Raw genomic sequence first — 23,210 nt, 5'->3', positions numbered from 1 at the left:
TTTACTGTATCTATGTTAATTTAGTACTGTATCGGTGTATCAATGTATTAATACAGTGACTAAAGGCTAATGCTAGAATTACTTAATGTCAACCCCAGTAGTGGCGATCCAATTTACCGACAGTTAAGCGAACAGATTGTGCGTTTGATTGTGGGTGGGCAGCTGCAGCAGCAACAGGTATTACCGTCGGTAAGGCAGATTGCTGAGCATTTAACGGTGAACCCTATGACGGTATCACGTGCCATACAATTGCTGGTGGAGCAAGGGTGGCTTGAGCGTCGTCGTGGCCAACCCACAAGGGTTGCGGCGCGGGAGGAGAGTGAAACAACCTCTGGCGCGCAGTTGCTGGTGCCACAAGTCGAAGCGCTAATTGCACAGGCGACCCAATTAGGTGTTAGCGTCGAAGAACTTCAAGATGTGATTGCGAAAGTTTGGCATAAATAATTAGGATGATTGAATATGGACCACAACGAACAGCCCATTTTAGCGTTTCAGCACCTGAGTAAGCAGTTTGATGATCAGCTTGCTATCGATGATCTCTCTATGGCGCTATACCCTGGTATGGTTGTGGGCTTACTTGGGCAAAATGGTGCCGGTAAGTCAACATTAATGCGTTGTGCTTTGGGCATTGTTGATGTGAGTCAGGGTCAAGTTTCATTGTTAGGCGAGTCTAGTGGTGAGTTAAGTTCAAAGGTGAAAGAGCGCTTGGGTTATGTGCCTCAACAACCCTTTGGTTATGAGGGATTCACCGTTGAAAAAGCCCTTCAGTTACATAGAAGCTTCTACCCAGATTGGGACATTAAATTAGAGCAAGATTGGCTAGCACGCTTTGAGCTTGAGGGGAAAAAGCAGGTGCAGCGATTATCTGTGGGCCAACGGCAATCTTTAGCCCTGATTATGGCCATGGCGTACAGACCTAAGTTACTGATCTTAGATGAACCCGTTGCCAGTTTAGACCCTATCGCTCGTCGTGAATTTATGTCTGATCTGTTTGACTTAGCCTTAGATTCCGGCTCTGCTGTATTGTTTTCTTCTCATATCACCTCAGACTTAGAGCGTGTGGCCAGTCATCTGGCATTGATGAAAAAAGGTAAGTTGGTCATCTTTAAAGAGATAGACCGCGTGCGAGAAGAGATTCGCTTAATCACCTTAAAAGCCAATCAATCGTTACCCAATGAATTACTGGTATTAAATCAACTCGGTGAGCAGTTATTAGTTGATAACTACCACGAAGGAATAGCGCCCCTTTGCGACGCGGTGGCGTCAGTTAATCTTGAACAGTTGTTTATGGAGCTGCATCGATGAGATGGCCAAATTCGCTGCGCGGCATGATGTGCATGTGGTTCTTTGACTTGGGGAGTGTCAGCTTTCTCGGTACGGCTATGTTGGCGTTTGTGTTGATGTTGCTGTTGAGCATGGGCGGTAAGCTTGAAGCGATATCAATGATGCTGGGCATGATGCAAGTATCTACATCGGCCGCGATAGCGTGGCAGTTTAATCGTTTAGCTGCGACCGAATGGGCAGCCTTGGTACCGCATTACCGCCACAACGTCTTGATTCAGGCTGTGTTTATTGGTGCTGTAGTGACGAGCATTTCAGTGTTCACCAGTATCTTGTTGGAGCTACCTATGGGAGTAGAGCTGGTGCTGGCGGCTACGCTCGCTGGCTTAAGCTTTATCTATTTTTGCTGCCGTTATGTCAAAGGTTTCTATTTCTCTTTCTTTTTGTTCTTGCTGCTGCCATTTTTAGACGATATTGCTAAGCAGATCCCTGGGCCGAGCTTGCTGATTATTGCCATCGCAGTATTTATGGTTGCAGGGCTGCTATGGCGAGAGATCGTGGCGTTAAAATGGCACAACGAGGCGCGTTCTGTTTACCTCAATGGATTAGAGATGGGTTGGTTTTGGTTGCCAAGCTTTGGTTCGTTGCGATTCATGTCTTACATCGATAGGTTTTTGCATCCAGCAAACTTTTTCTTGGGCGCAATGCTATCGATGATCGTCGTCACTATGCCGATCATCGCCTTGTTGGTCACCCTCATTAACTACATCGCTGATATAGAACTGCCTGTGCTATTTATTTTGGGTCAGTTTAGTGCCATCTGCTGCGCAATGGTGCATTGGAGCCGAGTTCAGCGTTGGCGAGCGGTTGAGGCACTTTATATGTTGCCCGGATTTGACGGTAAACAGGGGATGGTGGAGGCGTTTGCTGCGGCGCAATATCGACTGTTAGCTCTGCTCACGCTAATGATGGCGGTTATCGCAACTTTAGTTGGCCTGTCGAATGATTCATTTACCTTTGTATTGTGGGGTCATGTGGTACTCAGTACCTTCTGTGCCTGTGCGCTCCTGTTGGGTTTTGGTTGTGCAGCCAAAGGCGCGATACATATAACGTTGACTATGCTAGTTGTTGTCGCCCACTCTATATGGTTGTCCAGTTCACTGATTGCCATACGCGATGGTGAAGAAATAATTTACTGGTTATTTGTAGACATCGGATTAGTGGCGTTTTCCATGCTAACCCTTTGGTGGGGAAAGAAAAAGCTCTGGAGTGGCGATCTGGCGTAACCCCACGAAATCCATGGGTTTTGTGCACCGCTTAACAGTATTTGAGCAAAAGCTCTTATTTTTTAGCCAATGTTAAAGTAAAATGCGCAAAACAGGTACACTTGTACGCTAAAAAAGGTCATAAAAAATGTCACTCGAGCAATATCATCCAATTCGTCTGATTCAAGAGCAGAGCCGCCAACTCGGTGAGGCGACCGCCCTTGAAGGCTATGGAATGGCCGCTCCGTGGGATCGCATTAGCTGGCGTTCTTTTGGTGAAATTAGTGACAACCTTGCTAAAGCGCTCATTGAAAAAGCGATTGAGCGTCAAGATAAAATCGTTATTTTGTCGCAAAACTGCCCACAATGGACCTGTGCGGATGTCGGTGCGCTAAAAGCGAAAGCAGTTGTGGTACCCATTTATCCAACTAGCACCATTGAGCAAGCGCGTTACATTATTAACGATGCACAAGCCAAGTTGATATTTGTCGGTGATGCAGAGCAGTACAAGATGGCCTGCGAGCTTGTTAAGCTGTGTGATAGCTTGGTTGATATTGTGGTTTTTGATGCCAGTGTCGCCTTGAAAGATAGTACTCACAGCCATTTTGATACCTTTATAGCGCAAACCTTTGCTGCGGCGTCGGACGTCGAATTAGCGGCGCGTATTAAAGAGAGTCATCTCGATGATTTAGTCACACTCATTTACACCTCTGGTACCACGGGCGACCCTAAAGGGGTGATGCTCGATTATCGTAATATTGCGTCTATGGTGCGCCAGCACGACACGGTACTCCCGTTTATTGCTGGTGATGTATCGTTAGCCTTCCTGCCATTGAGTCATGTATTTGAGCGCGGCTGGAGCTTTTACGTATTATGCCGGGGTGGTCATAATGTCTATCTGCAAGACCCTATGACGGTAAAAGACGCCATTGTAGATGTTAAACCGCATACTTTATGTGTAGTGCCGCGTTTTCTTGAGAAAGTCTACAGCGCTGTGCAGGACAAAGTCATCAAGGCGCCCGAAACGCGTCAGAAACTATTTACTTGGGCTATCTCGGTGGGTAGTCGTCAGTTTGAGGTGGGGCAAGGGCGTGCTAAGGGCTCATTAGCGTTAAATCTGCAGTGGAAATTGGCGAATAAATTGGTGTTTAGCAAGCTGCAGCAAGTGTTAGGGGGCCGCCTAAAATTTATGCCGTGTGGTGGCGCTGCGCTGGACCAAAATGTTGCCAGTTTTTTCCATGCGATCAACGTACCTGTACTGTGTGGGTATGGGATGACCGAAACTGTCGCCACGATTACCTGTAATACTTTGGATAACCGTGTTGCTGGATCCAACGGAAAAACTCTGCCAGAAGTTGAGATAAAACTGGGCAAAGACAATGAGATTTTAGTTCGCGGTGATACCGTGATGCGTGGTTACTATAACCGCCCAGATGATACCGCTGCGACTTTCGACGAGGGGTGGTTGAAAACTGGTGATGCTGGCCATATCGACGAACAAGGCAACTTATTTATTACAGACCGTATTAAAGAGTTGATGAAAACTTCTAACGGCAAATATATTGCGCCTCAGCGTGTGGAAGGTACTGTTGGCTGCTGCCCGTTTATTGAGCAGGTTGCAATTATTGCGGATGCCAAAAATTACGTGACAGCCTTGATTGTGCCAGCCTTTGAGTCGTTGGAGAGCTGGGCACAAGAGAAAGGGTTGCACTATGAGTCACCGATTGACTTACTGCGCCACAGTCACGTGATTGAACATTTTGAGCAGCGCTTAAAGACTTTGCAGAGTGAGTTGGCAGGATTTGAAAAGATTAAGAAGTTTACCTTGCTGCCTGAGGCGTTTTCGATGGAAGCGGGTTTAATCACACCAACGATGAAGCTGCGCCGCAAAATGATTTATCACAAGTATGCCAGTGAAATTAGTGCCATGTATGTTAAGTGATCGGTAACTGATTAGAAAAAGGGACGTATTTACGTTCCTTTTTTATTGAGCTGTTTTACCAATGTGGAGTCCTGTTGCATCCATTTCTGTTCTCAGTTACCGTCAGCAGCACAATAATAAAACGATAATCGATAAAGGAACTTCCCGTGTCGCAGACCTTTTTTACCTTAGCTATTCAACCACGATTCAATGAAACCGATGGCCTAGGTCACATCAATAACACCGTCATCCCCGTATGGTTTGAGGCGGCGCGTGAGCCCGTGTTTGAGATCTTCAATCCCAGCCTTAATCTGGCCGAGTGGAACCTCATTGTCGCTGGTTTTACGATTGCCTATACCGCGCCGACTAACTACGGTAAACCCGTAGAGGTTAAAACCTGGATAAGTCGAGTGGGTAGTAGCAGTTTTGAAGTCGCGCAGCAGAGTTGGCAAACTGGCAAAATGACCGCTGAAGCTAAGACGACGCTGGTGCATTATGATTATGCTGTGGAAAAAAGCGTCCCGATTGCAGATGTGGTCAAACAGGCTCTGTTGCACCTAACTGGCGGGTAGCCTGAATAGGGCTTATTTAATCTAAGTTGACGTTAAATAAGCCTTAAAGAAATTTCTTTACATACCAGCAGCTTGCGGTTATTTGGTATTGCTGCGCTTTTGCCCAGAGTAACCCGTGCCTGACTAAACGCTCTGCTAACCCTTTACCGCGTAAGGCCTCGGGAACATACGTGCGTGAAAAATCAACATGATCACCTTGCAAGCCATATTCTAATACAGCTTGATTATTGTCGATTTCGATAACAAACTGCTGCTGTTCAGCTTGATGTTTAATGGCTATTTCTGTCATAAGGTTTTATCACTCCGATTGAGTATTGTCTCTGTTATAACAGTTTTTGCTTGCGGTTAGCTATGGCTATATTTTGGGGCTACCTTGCGTCGACCGGACTGCTATGGCGCAGATAGATTATAATTTTTTCACTTTTTAGTTGGGTCAGTATCGGTGTTGAAAAATAGATGTAACCATTTTTTTAGGGCTCGTTATCTCCCGTCTCTTACCATGGCGCTTTGTTTGGCTGGTGTAGGCACTAAAGTACACGCTGTCGATACGGATTTGCGTCATGTGATTGAGGCTAAAGTTAAGGGCGACATCACCAGCACTATAGTGTTAACCGATGCCAACCTTATTTCGTTAGGGATTGTCGATTTTAACCCTAACTCTTTAGTCGACTTGAGTGAGATAGGCGATATCAATGTTGGTGATGAAGAGACCTTACGTCGGCGCAGCCAGCTAAAGAGTTACACAGTTCCTTGGGAAAGCGATGACGTACAGCTGACACCACAATGGACTAGATCTGTTGGCGTACGATTTTCTTATGTGAGTGCGACTGACAGTATCGAGGGGATTGACGATAGAACACTTCAAAGCCCGTTAGAAGACACGAGTTACCTTCTGGCGGGAGAGTATCGTTGGAAATATAAGATCAATCAAAACTGGAATCTAGCTTTGGGTTTAGGTGGTCAGTTTCTATGGTTGGAAAACAGCTTAAAATATCAAGATCCCCTTCTCGAAAGCTTCAGTAGCCTTATTGACAACGCCTTTGTTAATACCAGCTATGGCGCACTTATGTTTGATCCCAATGCGGAGTTAACCTATGCCAGTCAATGGTATGGGCACAAATGGGAGTTTATTAGTTCACTACGTTACGCTGTTGGGCGCACAGTGTTTACAGATGACGGTGCTCAAGCGGTTTCGCCCCAAGTTGGGCGTTTTAGTAACGCTTTTGTATTTCATTATCAGCTGCCTAATGCATGGGATAACCGAAATGAACTGCGCATGCTGATTAAGCGGGTTGATCTGACAGGTGATGTGGTCGACCCAATGGGGACTCGCGACTATTATGAACTCGGTGCAGGCTGGATAATTGAAACGCCATCGCTATCCTCTTGGCTAGACAATATTGGCGTGGGAATTACGCTTAATATCAATAGCGGCCTTAGTGGTGGTGGCATTGTGTTATTGCTCAATGAGGAGCTCTGATTCACTTTTCCACCACCCAGCTTTGTTCTTTTAGGCTATTTTGCTTGATGATCGTGTAAAACGGCGAGTAGTTCTGGCGTTAATTCTGCCTTGGTTTTAGTTTTGAAATTAAACATGACAGCCACTGATGAACCGACTGTGGTGACAGCTTGCTGCTGCTCACTAAAAACTTGATAGTGCATGGTAAAACGGTCGCTTTGAATATCACTAACACTCACACCAACATGCAGTGTATCGGGGAAGGTGACCGGTCTTTTATAACGGGCGCTATTTTCGCTGATCACTGGACCTAGGCCTGATTTATACATCTCATCGAGCGGAAAAAAGCGGTTAAAAAAATCGATGCGTGCTGTTTCAAAGTAGCGAAAATAGACCACATTGTTGACGTGCTGTAGGGCGTCCATTTCCCCCCAAGCAACCGAGATAGAAGTATGGATTGGGTATTGTTGGATAAATTTTTCCACAGGGATCACTTCCTTTTGCTCTTTTAAATTTAAACACTTGTTTGATTGAGCATAACAGCATGACTATGTAGCAACAAGAGGCAACTGCTGGATCAAAAAAGACACCTTAAGGTGCCTTTTGGGAGAGGGCTAACTTAACGGCTAGATCTCTAATTCGTCAAAGCTGGTGATCTGTTTGAAGTCGCCAGTACGCTGAGTGGTTTCACGGACCATCTGTAGTGTACGAAGACCTGCTTGCTCCGCTGCTTTTAGCTCTTCAATGACATCAGAGATAAACAGCACTTGTTTGGGCGCTAAGCTGATGGTGTTGATGATGTTGCTGTATGCCTGCTTGAACAGCTTATTACCTGTACGGGTATCGAAATGGCCGTCGAAGTATTGAGTTAAGTCGCCACCGTCACTGTGACTAAATAACAGTTTCTGCGCATCAACTGACCCTGAAGAGAAGCTATATAGACGTACATTGTGAGCTTTAAAGCCTTTCACTGCTTCGATAAAATCCGGGAAGATATGCCCTTTAAATTCACCTTTGGCATAACCTTGTTTCCAGATTAAGCCTTGCAGGGTTTTCAGTGGTGTCGCCTTACGGTCTTCGGCCACCCATTGTTGCAGGATCTCTATGACTCGGTCGAGTGACGCTTCTGGCTCTAATGCGATATCACGCACATCACAGATGCAGTTGTCGACTAATACATTGCTTTGATTTTCTTTAATAAAATCAGGGAGAGCCTTTGCCGAATAAGGGAAAAGGGTGTCCTGAATAAAGTTTAGGTCGGTTGTTGTACCTGCTGTATCTACAACAATGGCTCGAATACCCATAACGTTGGCTTACTCCACAATGCATTACTAAAAATGATAGCTTAATTTACACTCCAGATCCTAAGCTGTATTGCCCCCGTTGGCTAGTGAATTATCACCACTAATGTTGCGATGGGCTGCTTAGCTGACAACTTTGCAATCAAACGACTAAAAGGACGAATATTAACCATTATTGACGGGATTCTGTAGAAATATCATACTTGCACGTTCTCGTCATATATTCAAAGGATGGAAATTGACAATGAACGTCTCAAAAATCATCACCGTTTTACTGATACTCATCATCGGCAGTCTTGTATTGCCTTTAGCCGCAAAACCGTCGGTTAAATCTCTGCCTATGCACTTATCCGCTTGTGATAGCACTGAGTGCAGTAAAAAATTTAAAGAATACAAAACCTTGTCCCGTTATGGTCATTCTGATGCCATGTATACGTTAGCGGAGATGTATCGTGTGGGTTATGGTGCAAATATTGATATGCGTTTGGCCACAAAGTGGTATCGCCGTGCTGCGAGGTTAGGTAATCCTTTTGCGCAATATAAAGCGGCGATTATCTATCTTCAGGATACAGAAGAGCAAGATGTTGATAAGGCGATGCGCTATCTTCGTTCAGCAAATAGAGCCGATCTGAGTGAGGCTACTCATCTCTTAGGGATGCTCTATTTAGAGGGTGATTTAGTTGAAAAAGATGCTGAAAAGTCGAAGGAATATCTCACTAAAGCCTATGAGGCTGAGTACCCGCCAACGATGATGTTATTGGCTGAGGCGAGTGACGTCGCGTTAGCGTCTCAGGTATTGGCTGCAAACACGGTTAAGCATAAAAAACAGAGCATTGCGGCTCCTATCGATGAGATGGAGGTTATCGAGGTTCAGGGGCTGAGCCTTGAGGAGGTATTTAGTTATCATATCTCAATAATGCGAAATGGTGTGCCGGATGGAGCAAATGGTACAGGTACGTCACTGCGCGGCAGAACCTGTGGCGAGATGATCGCTTGTAACACTGAAACCGATAAAGAGCGAATTAGAGACTTCTTGATGTCAACTTGGTAGTCAATGAGTATTAATTTTTTGGGGGGGAATCGCTATCATCCCTAACCTAGTACTCATATGTTGTTATGCAAGAATCAATGGAAAAATAAAAACGGTGAGCAGGGAAAATATGATAAAAAAAATACGACAGAGTTTGATCGTCATGCTCGTTTCCATGGGGCCTTTAAGTTTGGCTCTGGCGGCGAACGTTGATGAGAGCAACCACATTGAAACCCTGAAGGTGACCTCGCGCTATTCGGTGCAGCCTATAGAGTTTACGGTCACACTCCCGCCTAACTATAGCCATAACAGTGATCAGGGTTATGTGGTGTTGTTTGACTTTCATCCTCGCAGTCGCGCTTATCTTGATGGTATGCATGATTGGATGAGTCACAACGGCGCTTGGCCATGGCTTGAAACGATTATTGTTACCGCGCCAGATGGCAGTGAACCGCTCGGTAATATGAAAACCGCAGCGATCGAAGAGCAGGGCGATACTCAGTTACTCGACTTTATGCAACAAGCATTGTTGCCAGCTATCGATGCCAACTATCGCACCAATGGTTTTCGCATCTTTAATGGTTTTACCGGTAATGCAGGGTTAGTGCTTTATACCTTAATTAACCGACCAGGGCTGTTTAATGCTTACTTTGCGGCTAGTCCTGTGTTGAGCCAAGACTTTGCCTATGTGATAAAAGATGCACCCAAAAAGTTGGCTGCGATGCAGGGTAGACCGCGTTTTCTGCTGATGAGTACCAGTGATAGCGACTTTGAGAAAAGCCAGTTGGCTGACTTTGCCTTAATGGAGCAAGTCTTAACGACCAATGCCACTAAGACGTTGGATTATCAAATTAAGCGCTTCGATGGCAGTTACTATATGACGCAGCCGATATTGGCTACCGCTTATGGTATAGAGCGGTTATTCAATGACTATCATCAAGTCTTGAGTGCAGACTCTGCGATCTCCAAGCGGGGAAGTGATGCCATTATCGCGCACTATCGTTACCTGTCAGAGGAGAAGTATGGCTTCGATGTTCCTTCTACTGAGTCGCTGATAGCTTTAGCCGAAGCGGAGTTTGCTAAAAATGAGGCGAAAGGTTTAGTGGTTTATCAGGCGGCTGTCAGCGCTAACCCTAACTCTCACACTGCTCACGATGCGTTAGCTGGTGCCTATGGCAAGATGAAGCAGTTCGACAAGGCGATTAAACACGAGAAGCTCGCGCTAGAACATACAGACCATCCGTTCTGGACTCGTAAATATTCTCAGAACCTGGCCGCTTTTGAAGCTAAAAAGGCGCTGTGATCGTTAATCTTATCATTGAAGATAGTGTTTTGAGACGCTATCGCCAATGTGGTTCGTTTACGGATGAGATGAAAGACCTATGATGTCCCTGTTGTTATGACAGGGCTATTGCGAAAACAAAATCGCTAATGCATTGCATGGGAGGCAAAGGGCTTTGTGACCTAAGCCCCTGTTAATTCAGCGTCAGTAGGCGTAAATTTGAGTGACTGTTTAGCCACTGTTGGATTGTTAGCGTCATGGTTAATACTATTTTGTTAGTTTCTCAAATCAGGTGCCCTCACTGCGGACATCAGCAAAAAGAAAACATGCCAACCGATGCGTGTCAGTTCTTCTATGAATGCAAAGGCTGTCATCAAATACTTAAGCCACTGGCTGGCGACTGCTGCGTGTTTTGCTCCTACGGCACAGTCAAGTGTCCACCCATTCAACAAGGTGGTGATTGTTGTAAAGCTAATGCCACTAAGCAATAAGTACCTTTTTAAGCTTGGCCTATTGATTTCTGTTAGCGAGTTTTATAATTTTTACCTGCTACTTTAATCTTTCCTATGGAGGGGAAGCCATGCAACAAACCGTGATTAAGTCGTCAAATGCCACTATTCAAAATGGCGTCGCACGTGCAGATGGTAAGTTTTGGATCACTGAAAGTAATATCCATTTTGAGCCTTACAACACAGAGTTTGGCTTAGGCCCCTATAAGATCGATAGGCAATCGGTATCTAAAGTCGATAAATGCGTGGCGACGGGTGGCGGTTTTATTCCTGTGACCACAGATGCCATTAAAATCACTCTGTCAGATGACAACTCCTATAAATTTATTTTGGCATTTGCCGATGAGTGGCTTGAGCTGCTGCGTCGTTAAGCTGAACTTTACCCCATTTCATAACGGTGCGAGTAAATTATGTACCTAGGTCAATGCCTTTGTGGCGAAATATCGATTAAAGTGAATGGGCCGATAACGGATATTATCCATTGTCACTGCTCTTTATGTCGGAAAAATAGTGGTACAGCGTACGCGACTAATGGTTTTATTAACCGTGCTGACTTTGAAATTGTGGCAGGAGCAGAGAGCCTGACAACATTTTCATTTAAGCCTGGTCGTAACCGACATTTCTGTCGTCGGTGTGGGTCACCTGTTTTCAGCAGTAATAAACAAGATCCCAGTCGACTAAGGATACGTTTGGGCATACTTGACTCAGATATCTCTGAAAAGCCAGCATCTCATAATTTCGTTACTTCAAAAGCAAGCTGGGATGATTTGGACGCCAACTTACCGCGTTATGAGACATTTGAGCCAAGCAGAAAGTAGTCATTCATTAGTTGTTGAGAGCGACGATAAATCACACTCTTCCTCTGCTATAATCGGCTGTCGCAAGCGATCGATCACCATAAATCCATGGTTGTTAACTATGCAGGCTAAGTATCAAATTCCTTTCGGGTAAACAAGCCAAAACGATGTGCAACCACTTCGCTTTGGCTAAATACAGACTATTGATGAACCAATTTGCCAGCTTTCACCACATCCTTACACACATCGACCCCATAACTGTAGGCGAGTGCGGCTGGGGTCGTGACATCCCAATGACAGAAGTCCGCCTGCATGCCTGCGCGCAATACGCCTACACTCTCTTCAATGCCCAGTGCCTTAGCCGCGTTGCGTGTCATACCTGCGATAGCCTCTTCTGGCGTTAAGCGAAACAGAGTACAACCCATGTTGAGCATCAATAGGCTAGAACAGAGCGGCGATGAGCCGGGGTTGTAGTCGCTGGCAAGTACCATAGGCACTTGATATTTTCGCAGTAAGTCGATGGGGGGCATCTGGGTTTCGCGGAGGAAATAGTATGCGCCAGGGAGCAGGGTGGCACAGGTGCCGCTTTCACTCAGCGCTTTGACACCCGCTTCGTCTAAATACTCAACATGATCCACCGACTTAGCCCCCAGTTTGGCCGCCATAGCAGACCCCCCTAAGTTAGATAGCTGCTCTGCATGGAGTTTGATATCCAGTCCCGCTTTTTTGGCGGCGCTTAATACGCGTTCCGTTTGCGCTAGGCTAAAGGCGATATTTTCACAAAAAACATCGGCGGCATCGGCAAGATTTTCACTGATCACCGCCGGCAGCATCTCATCTATTACTAAGTCGACATAAGCATCGCTGTTATCTTTATACTCTGGTGGAATCGCGTGGGCGCCTAAAAAAGTGGTTTTTACATCCACATGGTGATGTTTGCCAAGCTCTCGGGCGACCCGCAGTAGTTTGAGCTCTGTTTCGGTATCTAGGCCATAACCTGATTTGATTTCAACTGTGGTGACGCCCTCTTTTGCCAGCGCATTTAGACGCTGTCTACCTAGCTCAAATAGCTCCGCTTCTGAGGCTTCGCGGCAGGCTTTTACTGTTGAAATAATACCGCCGCCAGCACGAGCAATCTCTTCATAACTGGCACCTTGTAGACGCAGTTCAAATTCATTAGCACGGTTGCCTGCAAACACTAGATGGGTGTGAGCATCAATGAGACCTGGGGTTAGCCAACCGCCTTTGCCTCTGTAAACTGGCGTTGACAATACATCAAACTGCGGCAGCTCGCTACGCGGGCCAATCCACGCAATTTTTCCCGCTTGTACCGCAACGGCCGCATCAGTAATAGCACCGTAAGGCGCTGAAATAGAAGGGTCCATTGTTGCTACGTTAACGTCAATCCAAACCTGATCCCAAGACATCTAATTTCCCTCTTTGCGGGCACTTATGGTGCTAATGGCAAAATATTTATGTGAGCTAGCTTGTATTTACTTGTATATACAAGCTAGGATTATAGCGGTAATTTTTACCCTTTGAAAAGTGATATCGCTGTTCTTTGATGTGCCATCTTAACATTGAGAACGGCTAGTAAGCGTTAAGGAGCTTAGATGGCTACGCCCAAGTTTGCTGAAATTAAGCAGTTTATTTTGACTAAGGTTGAGTCGGGAGCATGGCAAGAACATAGCCGGGTTCCCTCTGAAAACCAATTAGCAGAACTGTTTGAGTGTAGCCGTATGACAGCAAGGCGGGCACTGACTGAGTTGGCCGAAACCGGTGTGCTCGAGCGCTCTCAAGGGTTAGGAACCTTTGTTGCGGGGCTAAAATCACAGTCATCGATGATGGCGATCCGTAATATTGCCGATGAAATTAAGGACCGCGGTCATGGCTACAGTGTGAGGCAGTTAGGGTTAACTCAAACAAGCGCCACAGCCCAGATTGCTATTGCTTTAGGGCTCGAAGAGGGGAGCCCTGTATTTTACTCTGTGCTGGTGCATTGTGAGCAAGAGTTACCCTTGCAGCTTGAAGAGCGCTTTGTGAACCCGCAATTGGTGCCCGATTACCTTAAACAAGATTTTAGTTTGCAAACGCCTCACGAGTATCTCTCCTTTGTCGCACCGTTAACGGAGGCGCGCCATACCATTGAGGCGGTTGTCGCAGATAATGAGCAGCAGCAACAGTTACAGATTGAGGCGAGCGAGCCCTGTCTACAAATTTTACGCCGTACTTGGTCACGCCAAGGGGTGGTGAGCTTTGCACGTCTGATTCACCCTGGTAGCCGTTTCCGACTTGGCGGTCATTTGACCTTCAATCGCTAGTGCATATCAAACACTTTACGGGAACGACCTGTTTCCCATAAACCCTAGTGGTGACAGGTTGAAGCAAAAATAACGATAAAAATTGAGTTAAATCGATTAGATAAAACAAATTGAGGTAAGCAACAATGGATAAGAGACACGACCCCAGCCGTCGCATCATCGCCCCACATGGCACAACTCTGAGCTGTAAAAGTTGGCTCACTGAAGCTGCGATGCGTATGTTGATGAATAACCTTCACCCTGATGTGGCTGAGCGTCCAGAAGACCTTGTAGTCTACGGCGGTATTGGTCGAGCGGCGCGTGATTGGCAGTGTTACGACAAGATTGTTGAAGTCCTACAGCGCTTAGACGATGACGAAACCCTGTTGGTACAGTCTGGTAAGCCTGTGGGCGTATTTAAGACCCACAACAATGCTCCTCGAGTGATCATTGCTAACTCAAATCTAGTGCCACATTGGGCTAATTGGGAACACTTTAACGAGTTAGATAAGAAAGGTTTGGCCATGTACGGCCAGATGACGGCAGGCTCTTGGATTTACATTGGTACGCAAGGCATTGTGCAGGGCACCTACGAAACATTTGTTGCCATGGCTAAGCAGCACTTTGGTGGTGATTCAAAGGGTAAGTGGATCTTAACGGGTGGACTCGGTGGCATGGGCGGCGCGCAACCTCTTGCTGGTACCATGGCGGGTTACTCAGTGCTTGCTTGTGAAGTGGACGAAACTCGTATCGATTTCCGTTTGCGTACCCGCTATGTGGATAAAAAGGCCACTAGCTTGGATGAAGCGTTAGCCATGATTGATGACGCTAACAAAGCGGGCACTCCTGTGTCTGTTGGCTTGTTGGCCAACGCGGCGGATGTGTTTGCCGAATTGGTTGAGCGCGGTATTACCCCTGATGTGGTGACCGACCAAACCTCAGCACACGATCCACTCAACGGATACTTGCCACAAGGCTGGACCTTAGCGCAAGCGGTTGAGATGCGTAAGACCGATGAAGCGGCTGTGGTTAAAGCAGCTAAGCAATCGATGGCTGTGCAGGTTAAGGCGATGCTAGCGCTGCAAGCCGCAGGCGCTGCCACTACCGACTATGGTAATAATATTCGTCAGATGGCGTTTGAAGAGGGTGTTGCAAACGCATTTGATTTCCCCGGATTTGTGCCTGCCTATGTGCGTCCTTTGTTCTGCGAAGGAATTGGCCCATTCCGCTGGGTTGCTCTATCTGGCGATCCTGAAGATATCTATAAGACTGACGCTAAGGTCAAAGAGCTTATTCCTGATAATCCACATCTGCACAACTGGTTAGATATGGCACGTGAGCGCATTGCATTCCAAGGCTTGCCTGCACGTATCTGTTGGGTAGGGCTAAAAGATCGCGCGCGTTTAGCGCTAGCCTTTAACGAGATGGTTAAAAATGGTGAGTTATCAGCGCCAGTTGTGATTGGTCGCGATCACTTAGATTCAGGCTCTGTTGCTAGTCCTAATCGTGAAACAGAGTCAATGCTTGATGGTTCTGATGCTGTGTCTGATTGGCCACTAATGAATGCGCTGCTCAATACGGCCAGCGGTGCTACTTGGGTGTCTTTGCATCATGGCGGTGGCGTGGGCATGGGCTTTAGCCAGCACTCGGGTGTCGTGATTGTGGCTGATGGCAGTGATGATGCCGCAGAGCGGTTAGGGCGTGTACTGTGGAATGACCCTGCAACGGGCGTCATGCGCCATGCCGATGCTGGATACGATATTGCAAAAGACTGTGCAAAAGAGCAGGGTCTAGACCTGCCGATGCTGGAGAAGTAGAAGATGAGTCATTTAATATTAAAACCAGGCACTCTTAGCCTGCAACAGTTACGCGAAATTAGTCGTAGCAAAGTGAGCCTTGAGCTATGCCCTAGTGCCATTGCCGACATCAATACCAGTGCAGGCTTAGTACAGCAAGTGTTAGATGAAGGTCGCACCGTTTACGGTATCAATACCGGTTTTGGTTTACTGGCCAATACCAAAATAGGCACCGACGACCTGCAACTGTTGCAGCGCTCAATTGTATTGTCGCACGCAGCAGGCACAGGCCAGTATATGCAAGACGCGACCGTGCGTTTGATGATGGTATTGAAGATCAATTCGCTAAGCCGTGGCTTCTCAGGCATTCGTCTTGAGGTGATTAACTTCCTTATCGCCTTGGTCAATGCAGAGGTCTACCCTTGCGTTCCAGAGAAAGGCTCTGTCGGGGCATCGGGCGACTTAGCACCACTGTCACACATGTGTTTACCGCTACTTGCCGAAGGTGAAATGAGCTATAAAGGTCAGCTAATTTCAGCGGCAGAAGGCCTTGAAATTGCTGGCCTTAAACCATTAGAGCTCGCAGCTAAAGAGGGCTTAGCGTTGCTGAACGGTACCCAGGCCTCAACCGCATTGGCACTTGAAGGCTTGTTTAATGCAGAAGATCTGTTTGCAGCAAGTTCAGTGATCGGCGCCATGAGCGTAGAGGCCGCCATGGGAAGTCGCAGTCCGTTTGATCCGCGTATTCATGCTGCACGCGGCCAAAAAGGTCAAATCGATTCGGCTGCCGTGTTCCGTCACCTATTGGGTGATGAGTCAGAGATCAGTCTCGATCATGTAAACTGTGAGAAGGTTCAAGATCCATACTCATTGCGCTGTCAGCCGCAGGTTCTGGGAGCATGTTTGACGCAAATCCGCCATGCGGCTGAGGTATTAGGCACTGAGGCTAACGGAGTAACGGATAACCCTCTAGTGTTCCAAGATACGGGTGACATTATCTCTGGCGGTAACTTCCACGCAGAGCCAGTGGCGATGGCCGCAGACAACTTAGCAATAGCGATTGCCGAGCTTGGCTCTATCGCCGAGCGCCGTATTGCACTGCTAATTGACTCAAACTTGTCAAAGCTGCCTCCATTCCTCGTTGAGAATGGCGGCGTAAACTCAGGCTTTATGATTGCTCAGGTAACGGCTGCGGCATTGGCTTCTGAGAACAAGACTTACGCACATCCTGCGTCAGTGGATAGCTTGCCAACCTCTGCGAACCAAGAAGATCATGTGTCTATGGCCACTTTTGCGGCCCGTCGTCTGCGTGATATGTCTGAAAACACTCGTGGTGTATTGGCGGTTGAGCTACTCGCTGCAGCGCAGGGCCTGGATTTCCGTCGTCCTCTGCAACCTGCAGTGGCTGTTGCTAAAGCCAAAGCTGAGCTACGTGAACTGGTAACCTACTACGATAAGGACCGTTTCTTTGGCCCAGATATCGAAGCTGCTACCGATCTACTGATCACAGCTAGTTTTAATGCATATTTGCCAGCAGATATCTTGCCAAGCTTTTAAGCATCAGCAGATACAGCGGATTTATAAAAGGGCTTAAGGGCCCTTTTTTGTATTCAGGCTTAATCCGTAGGCTTTAGTCTTAGGTCGAATGTCGCTGTTGTTGAAACGAGAGATGTGTAATAGCGTAGTTTGATGAGTTGAAGATAGTTAATCCTAACTAAGGCTAGGCAATGCAAGCATTCCAAGATTTATATCCAGAAGATCTCAGTCACTGTTATGGTTGCGGCAGAAATAATCCTCATGGTCATCAGCTAAAAAGTTACTGGGATGACGATGAAACCATCGCGCTTTTCACCCCTAAGTCTTTCCATACCGCCATTCCTGGTTTTGTTTACGGCGGACTGATTGCATCGTTAATCGATTGTCACGGAACTGGTAGTGCTAGCGCTGCTGCAGCAAGGGCATTTTGCGATGGTTCTCAAGAGCCACCAAGGTTTGTCACCGCAGCACTGAACATTGATTATCTAGCGCCGACCCCTATGGGGATAGAGTTGGAACTGCGCGGCGTCATCCGCGAGATTAAACCTAAAAAAGTGGTGTTAGATATCAGCCTTATCGCTGCTGGTGTTACCTGCGCCAAAGGGCATATGGTGGCAGTGAAGATGCCTGCGAGTATGATGATTGAAGCATAAAAAAGAGCAGAGAAGAGCCTGCTCTTATTTGTCGCTGAACACTGAGACGAGATTACATCCGTGAATCCATCTCGGTGACCTTGAGTGTCATCAGCTGTTTATTCCACTGCTGCTTATCTATACCATCAATCCAAAATACGCGGCTTTCTCTTACCTGGCCTTTACGTAGGTAGGATTCGGGCATTCTAAATATCGCTTTCCATACCTTGACGGTTTCTTTCTTTATCAGTGATCTCGAATCTGAAAAAAGGCCGATTTCGAGTTCAATAACGACGTAGTGCTCAGGGCTATTACTGGATAACTCAAAGGTTAAACCTAGGCGATTTTTATCATCCCATTGACTGTCTAGGAAGCTGACTTTGACCCCATTCTTTGCGGTAGACTTGAGCAAGGTTGCTTGTTTCATTGCGCTGGCGGTTAGGGTATCGGCAACGACGGGTGCCGTAGCACTGTTTTGCTCGGTTGTTGCAATAACTGAAGCACTGGTTGCTACTGAGGTTGCCTCTAGGTTATTGGTAGGTGTCTGACTTTCTAGAAAAACATATTCCCAAGTGAAGTCATCATTGATTTGAATTTTTGTACCGTCTTCTAGGGTGACAATGGCGACTTTTTCAGGGGTGATTTCTGCCGAATAAGCTGACACGCTAAAGAGCATCAGTGTGATGGCTAGATAAGTTAGCAGTGTTCTGTGCATGGTTTATGACCTGTTGGAGATGATTGACCTAGCATAGACAAACTTAAGTAAAATTAACACTAGGTAAGTCAATTAACACCAAACTCATCAAGGTGTTGGTTTACATAGCAAAGCCAATGCTGATCACCGCAGACTCGGTGGCCGTGTTATACCCAGCGCCAATCATTAGCCCCATGTCTGTCATGTAGCGAAGGCCCACTTCTCCACCCCAGTTTTTATCATCATCTTTTTCCCATACTGGTTTGCAGTCGGTGCATAGTGGCATGATATTGGTGGTGGAGTGAAGTTCGGCGATGTACACGCTGGCGCCACCATAAACACTGAAGTGGCGAGTGAGGCTGTAGCTTAAACCAAAACGCCACAAGGTTTCCCGTGTGAAGGCTTCACCGGGTTCTTCCACCTCGAAGGTTTCATCTTTGCTGCGTGCGTAACCAATGTAGTAGCCCCAGTCACTATAATCTCTGTCATAGTGATAAGGTGCTAGGGTGATACCATACATATCATTGCTAGCAGGAACATAGTCGACACTGATTGTCATTGTGGGCGCAAGTTTGAAAGTGTCATCTTGAGCTTCATTGGCTGCGTGTAAGTTGGTACTCATTAGTAACATGGCACAAGCAAGCAGACGTTTAGACATGGTCATCTCAATTATCAATGGTTAGAAATGGATTGTTGTTAATCTTTATATTACAGTCAATGATTAGTGCTTAATTACCTTTAAAAATAGATGTTTGTAGTTTATTTGTTGGTATGGTTAATTGAGGTTGTTAAGTCTGGTTTGCATACTTGAGTGATTGCACAGAGGAGAGATATTTTGGATCAAGAACTACGCTCACAAGTGTCCCATTGGCTAACAAGCGTTGGTATTGCCAGTCCTGATGATGGTGTCTCCACTGGGATCATGGTATTGGGTTGCCTGCTGGTTGCTTTTATCGGTTATGTGCTGGTTAAACGTGGCGTGGTGAGCGCTATGAATGTGGTGATCCAGCGTTCTCGTGTGAGCTGGGACGATATCTTTATGAAACATCGAGTGCTGGAGAAGTTCGCTAAACTTGTTCCCGCGCTGATTCTTAATATCATTTTGCCGCTAGCCTTGACCGAACATCCCCTTGTGAGCAGCTTGGCTGATCGTCTGCTTGATGTCTTGATTGTGATTTTGTTTGTCCGCGGCGTATACAGTGCACTGGATGCGGCCAATGAAATTGCCGATGTGAACTTAGTCAGTCGGCGTTTGCCCATCAAGAGCTTTGTGCAGCTGTTTAAGCTATTTATGTTCTTTGTTGCCATCATTATTTCAATCTCGGTGTTGGCCGAACAGTCTCCTGTCTATTTCCTTAGCGGCTTAGGTGTGGCCACTGGTTTAGTGATGTTGGTGTTTAAAGACACCATTTTGGGCTTTGTGGCCGGAATTCAATTGGCGGCAAACCGCATGGTGAGCCCTGGTGACTGGATTCAGATGGACAAGTATGGTGCTGACGGTGCCGTTGAAGAGGTATCCCTGACTACGGTGAAAGTTCGTAACTGGGACCAAACCATCACGATGATCCCCGCTTATGCTTTAGTATCGGACGCCTTTAAAAACTGGCGCGGTATGTCGGAGTCGGGGGGACGGCGAATAAAGCGTGCGATCAATATTGATATCTCATCAATTGGATTTTTAACTGCTGAGCAGAAGCAACATCTGGGTAAGATCAACTACATTAAGGCTTACTTAGAAAGAAAGCGGGTTGAGATTGCTGAGTTCAATGCCAAAGTCCAAGACGGCGACATGCCAGTCAATAGTCGGCATTTAACCAATGTGGGCACCTTTAGGGCATATCTGCTGGAATATATGCGTAATCATCCTAAGGTGCATCAAGAGATGACCCTGCTAGTGCGGCAGTTGGCACCAACAACAGAAGGCTTGCCGATAGAGATCTATATTTTTACCAACGATATACGTTGGGCTTTTTACGAAGATATTCAGGCGGATATCTTTGATCATGTTTATGCAATATTGCCCGAGTTTGGTTTGCGTGCATTCCAAGCACCATCGGGGGCGGACATTCGTAGTTTAAAGGGGTGAACAAAGTTACTGCAAAGTAACATCACAGACAACTCAGGTTTGAGGTTGGCATAAGCGGTTTTAACATTCCTCAAACCTTTGAACTTTCGGGCACTTTACACCTGATAGTCCACCAGTCTTTAAAGTCAGCTATTCTCTCGTTACTAATATCGCGGCAAGTGTGATAAATACGCCGCCACTGGTTCTGTCAAACCAATGCAGTTTATTGCTTGACTTAAGGGCTGGTGCTAGCACATTTGCCATGCTGGCATAGATCATCACAAAGCTAAAATCCACGATAGCCCAAGTAAGTGCCAATATCGCAAGTTGGGGTCCTTGGGGAGCGGTCACATCAATAAACTGAGGAAATAATGCAGCGAAGAACAGTAGATCCTTGGGGTTACTGATCCCAACCATAAATGCCTGCTTAAACATCTGTTTTGGCGAACCTTTGCCTCGAATATGTTGCAGATCTAACCCTTGAGCAGAGGCTTTGGTCAGTAGTAACTTGATACCCAGATACAGTAAATACGCCGCGCCGCAGTATTTTAAAATGGTAAACCCATATTCAGTGGCGCTAAGCAGCGCGCCTAATCCCGCAGCTGAGGCAAACATCAGTAACAGTGCCGATGTGACGCTGCCCAGTGCCGTTGCCAGACTGCGAGTTTTACCAAAATGGATGCCGTGGCTCATTGAGAGTACCGCCATTGTCCCGGGGGAGATGGCAATTAAGAGGATGGCAAACAGGTATAAAAGCCAGATATCAAGCGTCATGATTGAAAATTGTATACAAAGTTCTAGGTTGCCGCACTATAACCAGTGCGGCAAGTTTTGGCAATCGCACCGTCAAGCCGCTCTATGCTTTGTAGTTAGGGATGACCTTAGGGTGACGACCTTTGATTGTGCGATAGAAGGCGAGAATATGTGACATATCAGCTTCGATATTACCTGTAACTTCTATCGGCTTTGGGATCATCACTGTCTTTGAACCAAAATTTAGTGCAACAGTGACGATTGGGACGTTGGCGGTGTTGGCAATATGATAAAAGCCTGTTTTCCAACGTTCAACTGGGCTACGAGTGCCTTCTGGGGCTAAAGCTAGTTTGAACTCTGGATCGCTTTGGAACAACTGGGCAACAGCGTCAACGAGGTTGTTATTTTTACGTCTATCCACGGGGGTTCCACCAATAGCTTTGAAAAACCAGCCCCAGGGCGGGATAAACAGCTGATGCTTGCCGAGGAAGTGAATCTTGTCTCCCAAGGCTCCGCGCGCGAGTACGCCAACAATGAAGTCCCAATTACTGGTATGGGGACCAACAATGACCAGGTATTGCGCAATAGCAGGCATGGCGCCGTCAATTTTCCAGCCGGCTATTTTTAGTATGGCTTTACAAAAAGTTTGAAACATAAGTTAAACTCGAATTAGATAATCATGTGCTTTAGGCTAGTTTTTGTTTAAAGGATAATGCCTTAGCGATTATTATATACTACACCTTAATTTCTCCCTTTGGAGTACAAGATGGTAAAAAATGGATTGATAGCCCTGTTGCTGATTGCAGCATTTCAGGTGCAAGCTGTGCCGACGGATGATATTGCACAAGTTTTATCTGAGCAGCAGGATGCGTGGAACCGAGGAGATTTAGATGCCTACATGCAAGGCTATTGGCATGATGAAAAAGTGCGTTTTGTTTCAGGAAAAAAATTTCGTTATGGCTGGGAAGAAACGCTAGCCGCTTATAAGAAAAACTACCCTAATAAAGAAGCCTTAGGGGTGTTGAGTTTCAGCATCAATGAAACCAAAATGCTAAGTAACTATGCCGCTATTGTGGTGGGGCGTTGGGAATTAAAGCGGGTAAAAGACAATCCTAATGGCGTGTTTACCCTGTTGGTTGAGAAGGTTGATGATAAGTGGGTAATCACTCATGACCATACTTCCGATTAGGCGGTTGAAAATTTAAAGCTCTGCTTGCCTAAATTTCTGCCTTTGCCGTCATAGCGTACTTCGGTAAAACTGATGTTTCCTTGCTGATCTTGCAAGATAATGGAGGTGGAGCGGGTTCCGTATTCTAGGTGTTTAATATAGATTGAAGAAAGTTGCCGCTCCCACTCTAGCGCCACTCCGGTTTGTGGTAGTTCGCTATCTTGTGCTTGTGTTTGATCTGTCATGATGGCAAGTAGCGCATCAATATCTGGCTGCTGGTGAGATAAATAGTGTTCTAATGCTTGGGTTCCTTTGGCCATTTTGGGCCAGATATCATCTAATGCACCATTGCTGATCGCATGAAATCCAGGGGTTAATCGTTTTACCTCTTTGCTAATACTGTGATAGCAGTAAAGTTCATGCTGGTGGCCAAAAAGCAGATTGAAAGGGTTATATTGGTGACCATGTTCTCGCAACCAGCCCACTGTAGTCGATGCTGGATCGGATAGGGCATTGACGACCAATTCACCGCGGCTGCGCATATCTGGTTTGTGTAACTCGGGGGCGCGGATATTGGTTAGGCCTGCAATATATCCCTGACGATTAATGCCGAGCCAAGAGCCTCCTGCTTCGAGATCTCTGCCCGCTAATAGATTGTTTTCAGGTGGCCAAAAATGAGCGGGTTCAGTAGGCCGGAGATGAAACTCATCACGATTAGCGCAAATGATCACTGGGTAATCGGGGTGGGCCTCAATGGCCACGAATAGAATGCACATGGGCTAAGCCTTAAAGTCAGTTCTATATCAGTTCGATGAATAAAACGTTGATCTTATTTAATAGGTTTAACTT

At 46.4% G+C, this 23,210-nt stretch carries 26 protein-coding genes; 17 read left to right on the top strand and 9 right to left on the bottom strand.

Translation table 11 applies throughout. The features are described 5' to 3' along the window. Nucleotides 1-69 precede the first annotated feature (69 nt). The 5 genes from BEL05_RS08610 (at nucleotide 70) to BEL05_RS08590 (ending at nucleotide 5,039) form a co-directional block, all read left to right on the top strand. Nucleotides 70-444, top strand: coding sequence for a GntR family transcriptional regulator (locus BEL05_RS08610; protein WP_028764358.1), 375 nt, complete (start codon nucleotides 70-72; stop codon nucleotides 442-444). A 15-nt stretch (nucleotides 445-459) separates the two neighbouring features. Next, nucleotides 460-1,305, top strand: a complete 846-nt coding sequence (locus BEL05_RS08605; RefSeq protein WP_069670906.1) for an ABC transporter ATP-binding protein — start codon at nucleotides 460-462, stop codon at nucleotides 1,303-1,305. Next, nucleotides 1,302-2,567 carry a hypothetical protein gene (locus tag BEL05_RS08600; protein ID WP_069670905.1) on the top strand — a complete coding sequence of 422 codons (1,266 nt, stop codon included), beginning with the start codon at nucleotides 1,302-1,304 and terminating at the stop codon, nucleotides 2,565-2,567. The genes BEL05_RS08605 and BEL05_RS08600 overlap by 4 nt, the downstream gene beginning before the upstream one ends. Before the next feature lie 127 nt (nucleotides 2,568-2,694). Then, nucleotides 2,695-4,488, top strand: coding sequence for an AMP-dependent synthetase/ligase (locus tag BEL05_RS08595; protein WP_028764360.1), 1,794 nt, complete (start codon nucleotides 2,695-2,697; stop codon nucleotides 4,486-4,488). 146 nt (nucleotides 4,489-4,634) lie between these two features. Next, entirely contained in the window at nucleotides 4,635-5,039 is a 405-nt protein-coding gene (locus BEL05_RS08590; RefSeq protein ID WP_069670904.1) for an acyl-CoA thioesterase, read from the top strand. Nucleotides 5,040-5,082: 43 nt separating this feature from the next. Here the strand turns inward: BEL05_RS08590 and BEL05_RS08585 are convergent, their stop codons facing one another. Next, nucleotides 5,083-5,328: a GNAT family N-acetyltransferase gene (locus tag BEL05_RS08585; RefSeq protein WP_028764362.1), complete on the bottom strand. Its 246-nt coding sequence runs from the start codon at nucleotides 5,326-5,328 to the stop codon at nucleotides 5,083-5,085. Nucleotides 5,329-5,550: 222 nt separating this feature from the next. Here BEL05_RS08585 and BEL05_RS08580 point away from each other — a divergent pair, with 222 nt between their 5' ends. Continuing rightward, nucleotides 5,551-6,519, top strand: coding sequence for a Solitary outer membrane autotransporter beta-barrel domain (locus BEL05_RS08580; protein WP_245686966.1), 969 nt, complete (start codon nucleotides 5,551-5,553; stop codon nucleotides 6,517-6,519). 35 nt (nucleotides 6,520-6,554) lie between these two features. On the opposite strand, the gene BEL05_RS08575 is transcribed toward BEL05_RS08580, so the two are convergent. Next, nucleotides 6,555-6,983, bottom strand: coding sequence for an acyl-CoA thioesterase (locus BEL05_RS08575; protein ID WP_069670902.1), 429 nt, complete (start codon nucleotides 6,981-6,983; stop codon nucleotides 6,555-6,557). A gap of 141 nt (nucleotides 6,984-7,124) precedes the next feature. Next, a complete protein-coding gene (gene mtnC, locus BEL05_RS08570) occupies nucleotides 7,125-7,802 on the bottom strand; it encodes an acireductone synthase (RefSeq protein WP_069670901.1) in 678 nt (225 codons plus the stop codon). Between the two features lie 241 nt (nucleotides 7,803-8,043). Here mtnC and BEL05_RS08565 point away from each other — a divergent pair, with 241 nt between their 5' ends. The 5 genes from BEL05_RS08565 (at nucleotide 8,044) to BEL05_RS20730 (ending at nucleotide 11,438) form a co-directional block, all read left to right on the top strand. After that, on the top strand, nucleotides 8,044-8,850 hold the full coding sequence (locus tag BEL05_RS08565) for a tetratricopeptide repeat protein (RefSeq protein ID WP_245686965.1): 807 nt from the start codon (nucleotides 8,044-8,046) through the stop codon (nucleotides 8,848-8,850). Between the two features lie 109 nt (nucleotides 8,851-8,959). Then, nucleotides 8,960-10,132 (top strand): alpha/beta hydrolase-fold protein, encoded by a 1,173-nt coding sequence (locus BEL05_RS08560; RefSeq protein ID WP_069670899.1) that lies wholly within the window; start codon nucleotides 8,960-8,962, stop codon nucleotides 10,130-10,132. A gap of 236 nt (nucleotides 10,133-10,368) precedes the next feature. After that, entirely contained in the window at nucleotides 10,369-10,602 is a 234-nt protein-coding gene (locus BEL05_RS21195; protein WP_081730714.1) for a GDCCVxC domain-containing (seleno)protein, read from the top strand. Nucleotides 10,603-10,691: 89 nt separating this feature from the next. Continuing rightward, nucleotides 10,692-10,991 carry a hypothetical protein gene (locus BEL05_RS08550; RefSeq protein WP_028764369.1) on the top strand — a complete coding sequence of 100 codons (300 nt, stop codon included), beginning with the start codon at nucleotides 10,692-10,694 and terminating at the stop codon, nucleotides 10,989-10,991. Nucleotides 10,992-11,030: 39 nt separating this feature from the next. Then, entirely contained in the window at nucleotides 11,031-11,438 is a 408-nt protein-coding gene (locus BEL05_RS20730; protein WP_081730715.1) for a GFA family protein, read from the top strand. Nucleotides 11,439-11,617: 179 nt separating this feature from the next. Here BEL05_RS20730 and hutI read toward each other — a convergent pair whose 3' ends face one another. Then, nucleotides 11,618-12,844 (bottom strand): imidazolonepropionase, encoded by a 1,227-nt coding sequence (hutI, locus tag BEL05_RS08545; RefSeq protein WP_028764370.1) that lies wholly within the window; start codon nucleotides 12,842-12,844, stop codon nucleotides 11,618-11,620. Between the two features lie 186 nt (nucleotides 12,845-13,030). On the opposite strand from hutI, the gene hutC reads away from it, so the two are divergent. The 4 genes from hutC (at nucleotide 13,031) to BEL05_RS08525 (ending at nucleotide 17,702) form a co-directional block, all read left to right on the top strand. Then, nucleotides 13,031-13,738: a histidine utilization transcriptional repressor HutC gene (gene hutC / locus BEL05_RS08540; protein WP_028764371.1), complete on the top strand. Its 708-nt coding sequence runs from the start codon at nucleotides 13,031-13,033 to the stop codon at nucleotides 13,736-13,738. Between the two features lie 125 nt (nucleotides 13,739-13,863). Beyond that, nucleotides 13,864-15,534 carry a urocanate hydratase gene (gene hutU, locus BEL05_RS08535; protein ID WP_069670898.1) on the top strand — a complete coding sequence of 557 codons (1,671 nt, stop codon included), beginning with the start codon at nucleotides 13,864-13,866 and terminating at the stop codon, nucleotides 15,532-15,534. Nucleotides 15,535-15,537: 3 nt separating this feature from the next. Continuing rightward, nucleotides 15,538-17,070, top strand: coding sequence for a histidine ammonia-lyase (gene hutH / locus BEL05_RS08530; protein WP_069670897.1), 1,533 nt, complete (start codon nucleotides 15,538-15,540; stop codon nucleotides 17,068-17,070). 170 nt (nucleotides 17,071-17,240) lie between these two features. After that, the gene (locus BEL05_RS08525; RefSeq protein ID WP_069670896.1) at nucleotides 17,241-17,702 is read left to right on the top strand and encodes a PaaI family thioesterase; all 462 of its coding nucleotides are present in this window, start codon (nucleotides 17,241-17,243) and stop codon (nucleotides 17,700-17,702) included. Nucleotides 17,703-17,754: 52 nt separating this feature from the next. On the opposite strand, the gene BEL05_RS08520 is transcribed toward BEL05_RS08525, so the two are convergent. Together BEL05_RS08520 and BEL05_RS08515 are read right to left on the bottom strand one after the other, a co-directional pair. Then, nucleotides 17,755-18,396, bottom strand: coding sequence for a DUF3157 family protein (locus tag BEL05_RS08520; protein WP_069670895.1), 642 nt, complete (start codon nucleotides 18,394-18,396; stop codon nucleotides 17,755-17,757). A gap of 100 nt (nucleotides 18,397-18,496) precedes the next feature. After that, on the bottom strand, nucleotides 18,497-19,033 hold the full coding sequence (locus BEL05_RS08515; protein WP_028764376.1) for a hypothetical protein: 537 nt from the start codon (nucleotides 19,031-19,033) through the stop codon (nucleotides 18,497-18,499). A 177-nt stretch (nucleotides 19,034-19,210) separates the two neighbouring features. Here BEL05_RS08515 and BEL05_RS08510 point away from each other — a divergent pair, with 177 nt between their 5' ends. Continuing rightward, nucleotides 19,211-20,461, top strand: coding sequence for a mechanosensitive ion channel family protein (locus tag BEL05_RS08510; protein WP_028764377.1), 1,251 nt, complete (start codon nucleotides 19,211-19,213; stop codon nucleotides 20,459-20,461). A 129-nt stretch (nucleotides 20,462-20,590) separates the two neighbouring features. Here the strand turns inward: BEL05_RS08510 and BEL05_RS08505 are convergent, their stop codons facing one another. Further along, nucleotides 20,591-21,214 carry a LysE family translocator gene (locus BEL05_RS08505; RefSeq protein ID WP_028764378.1) on the bottom strand — a complete coding sequence of 208 codons (624 nt, stop codon included), beginning with the start codon at nucleotides 21,212-21,214 and terminating at the stop codon, nucleotides 20,591-20,593. Between the two features lie 82 nt (nucleotides 21,215-21,296). Beyond that, nucleotides 21,297-21,848 carry a lysophospholipid acyltransferase family protein gene (locus tag BEL05_RS08500; RefSeq protein WP_069670894.1) on the bottom strand — a complete coding sequence of 184 codons (552 nt, stop codon included), beginning with the start codon at nucleotides 21,846-21,848 and terminating at the stop codon, nucleotides 21,297-21,299. A 111-nt stretch (nucleotides 21,849-21,959) separates the two neighbouring features. On the opposite strand from BEL05_RS08500, the gene BEL05_RS08495 reads away from it, so the two are divergent. Continuing rightward, nucleotides 21,960-22,382, top strand: coding sequence for a YybH family protein (locus tag BEL05_RS08495; RefSeq protein WP_028764380.1), 423 nt, complete (start codon nucleotides 21,960-21,962; stop codon nucleotides 22,380-22,382). Here the strand turns inward: BEL05_RS08495 and BEL05_RS08490 are convergent. Next, nucleotides 22,379-23,137 carry an NRDE family protein gene (locus tag BEL05_RS08490; protein WP_069670893.1) on the bottom strand — a complete coding sequence of 253 codons (759 nt, stop codon included), beginning with the start codon at nucleotides 23,135-23,137 and terminating at the stop codon, nucleotides 22,379-22,381. The genes BEL05_RS08495 and BEL05_RS08490 overlap by 4 nt on opposite strands. Nucleotides 23,138-23,210: the final 73 nt, after the last annotated feature.

This window comes from Shewanella colwelliana (genome assembly GCF_001735525.1).
Classification (GTDB): Bacteria; Pseudomonadota; Gammaproteobacteria; order Enterobacterales; family Shewanellaceae; genus Shewanella; species Shewanella colwelliana.
This window is presented reverse-complemented; position numbering and strand designations above follow the sequence as displayed.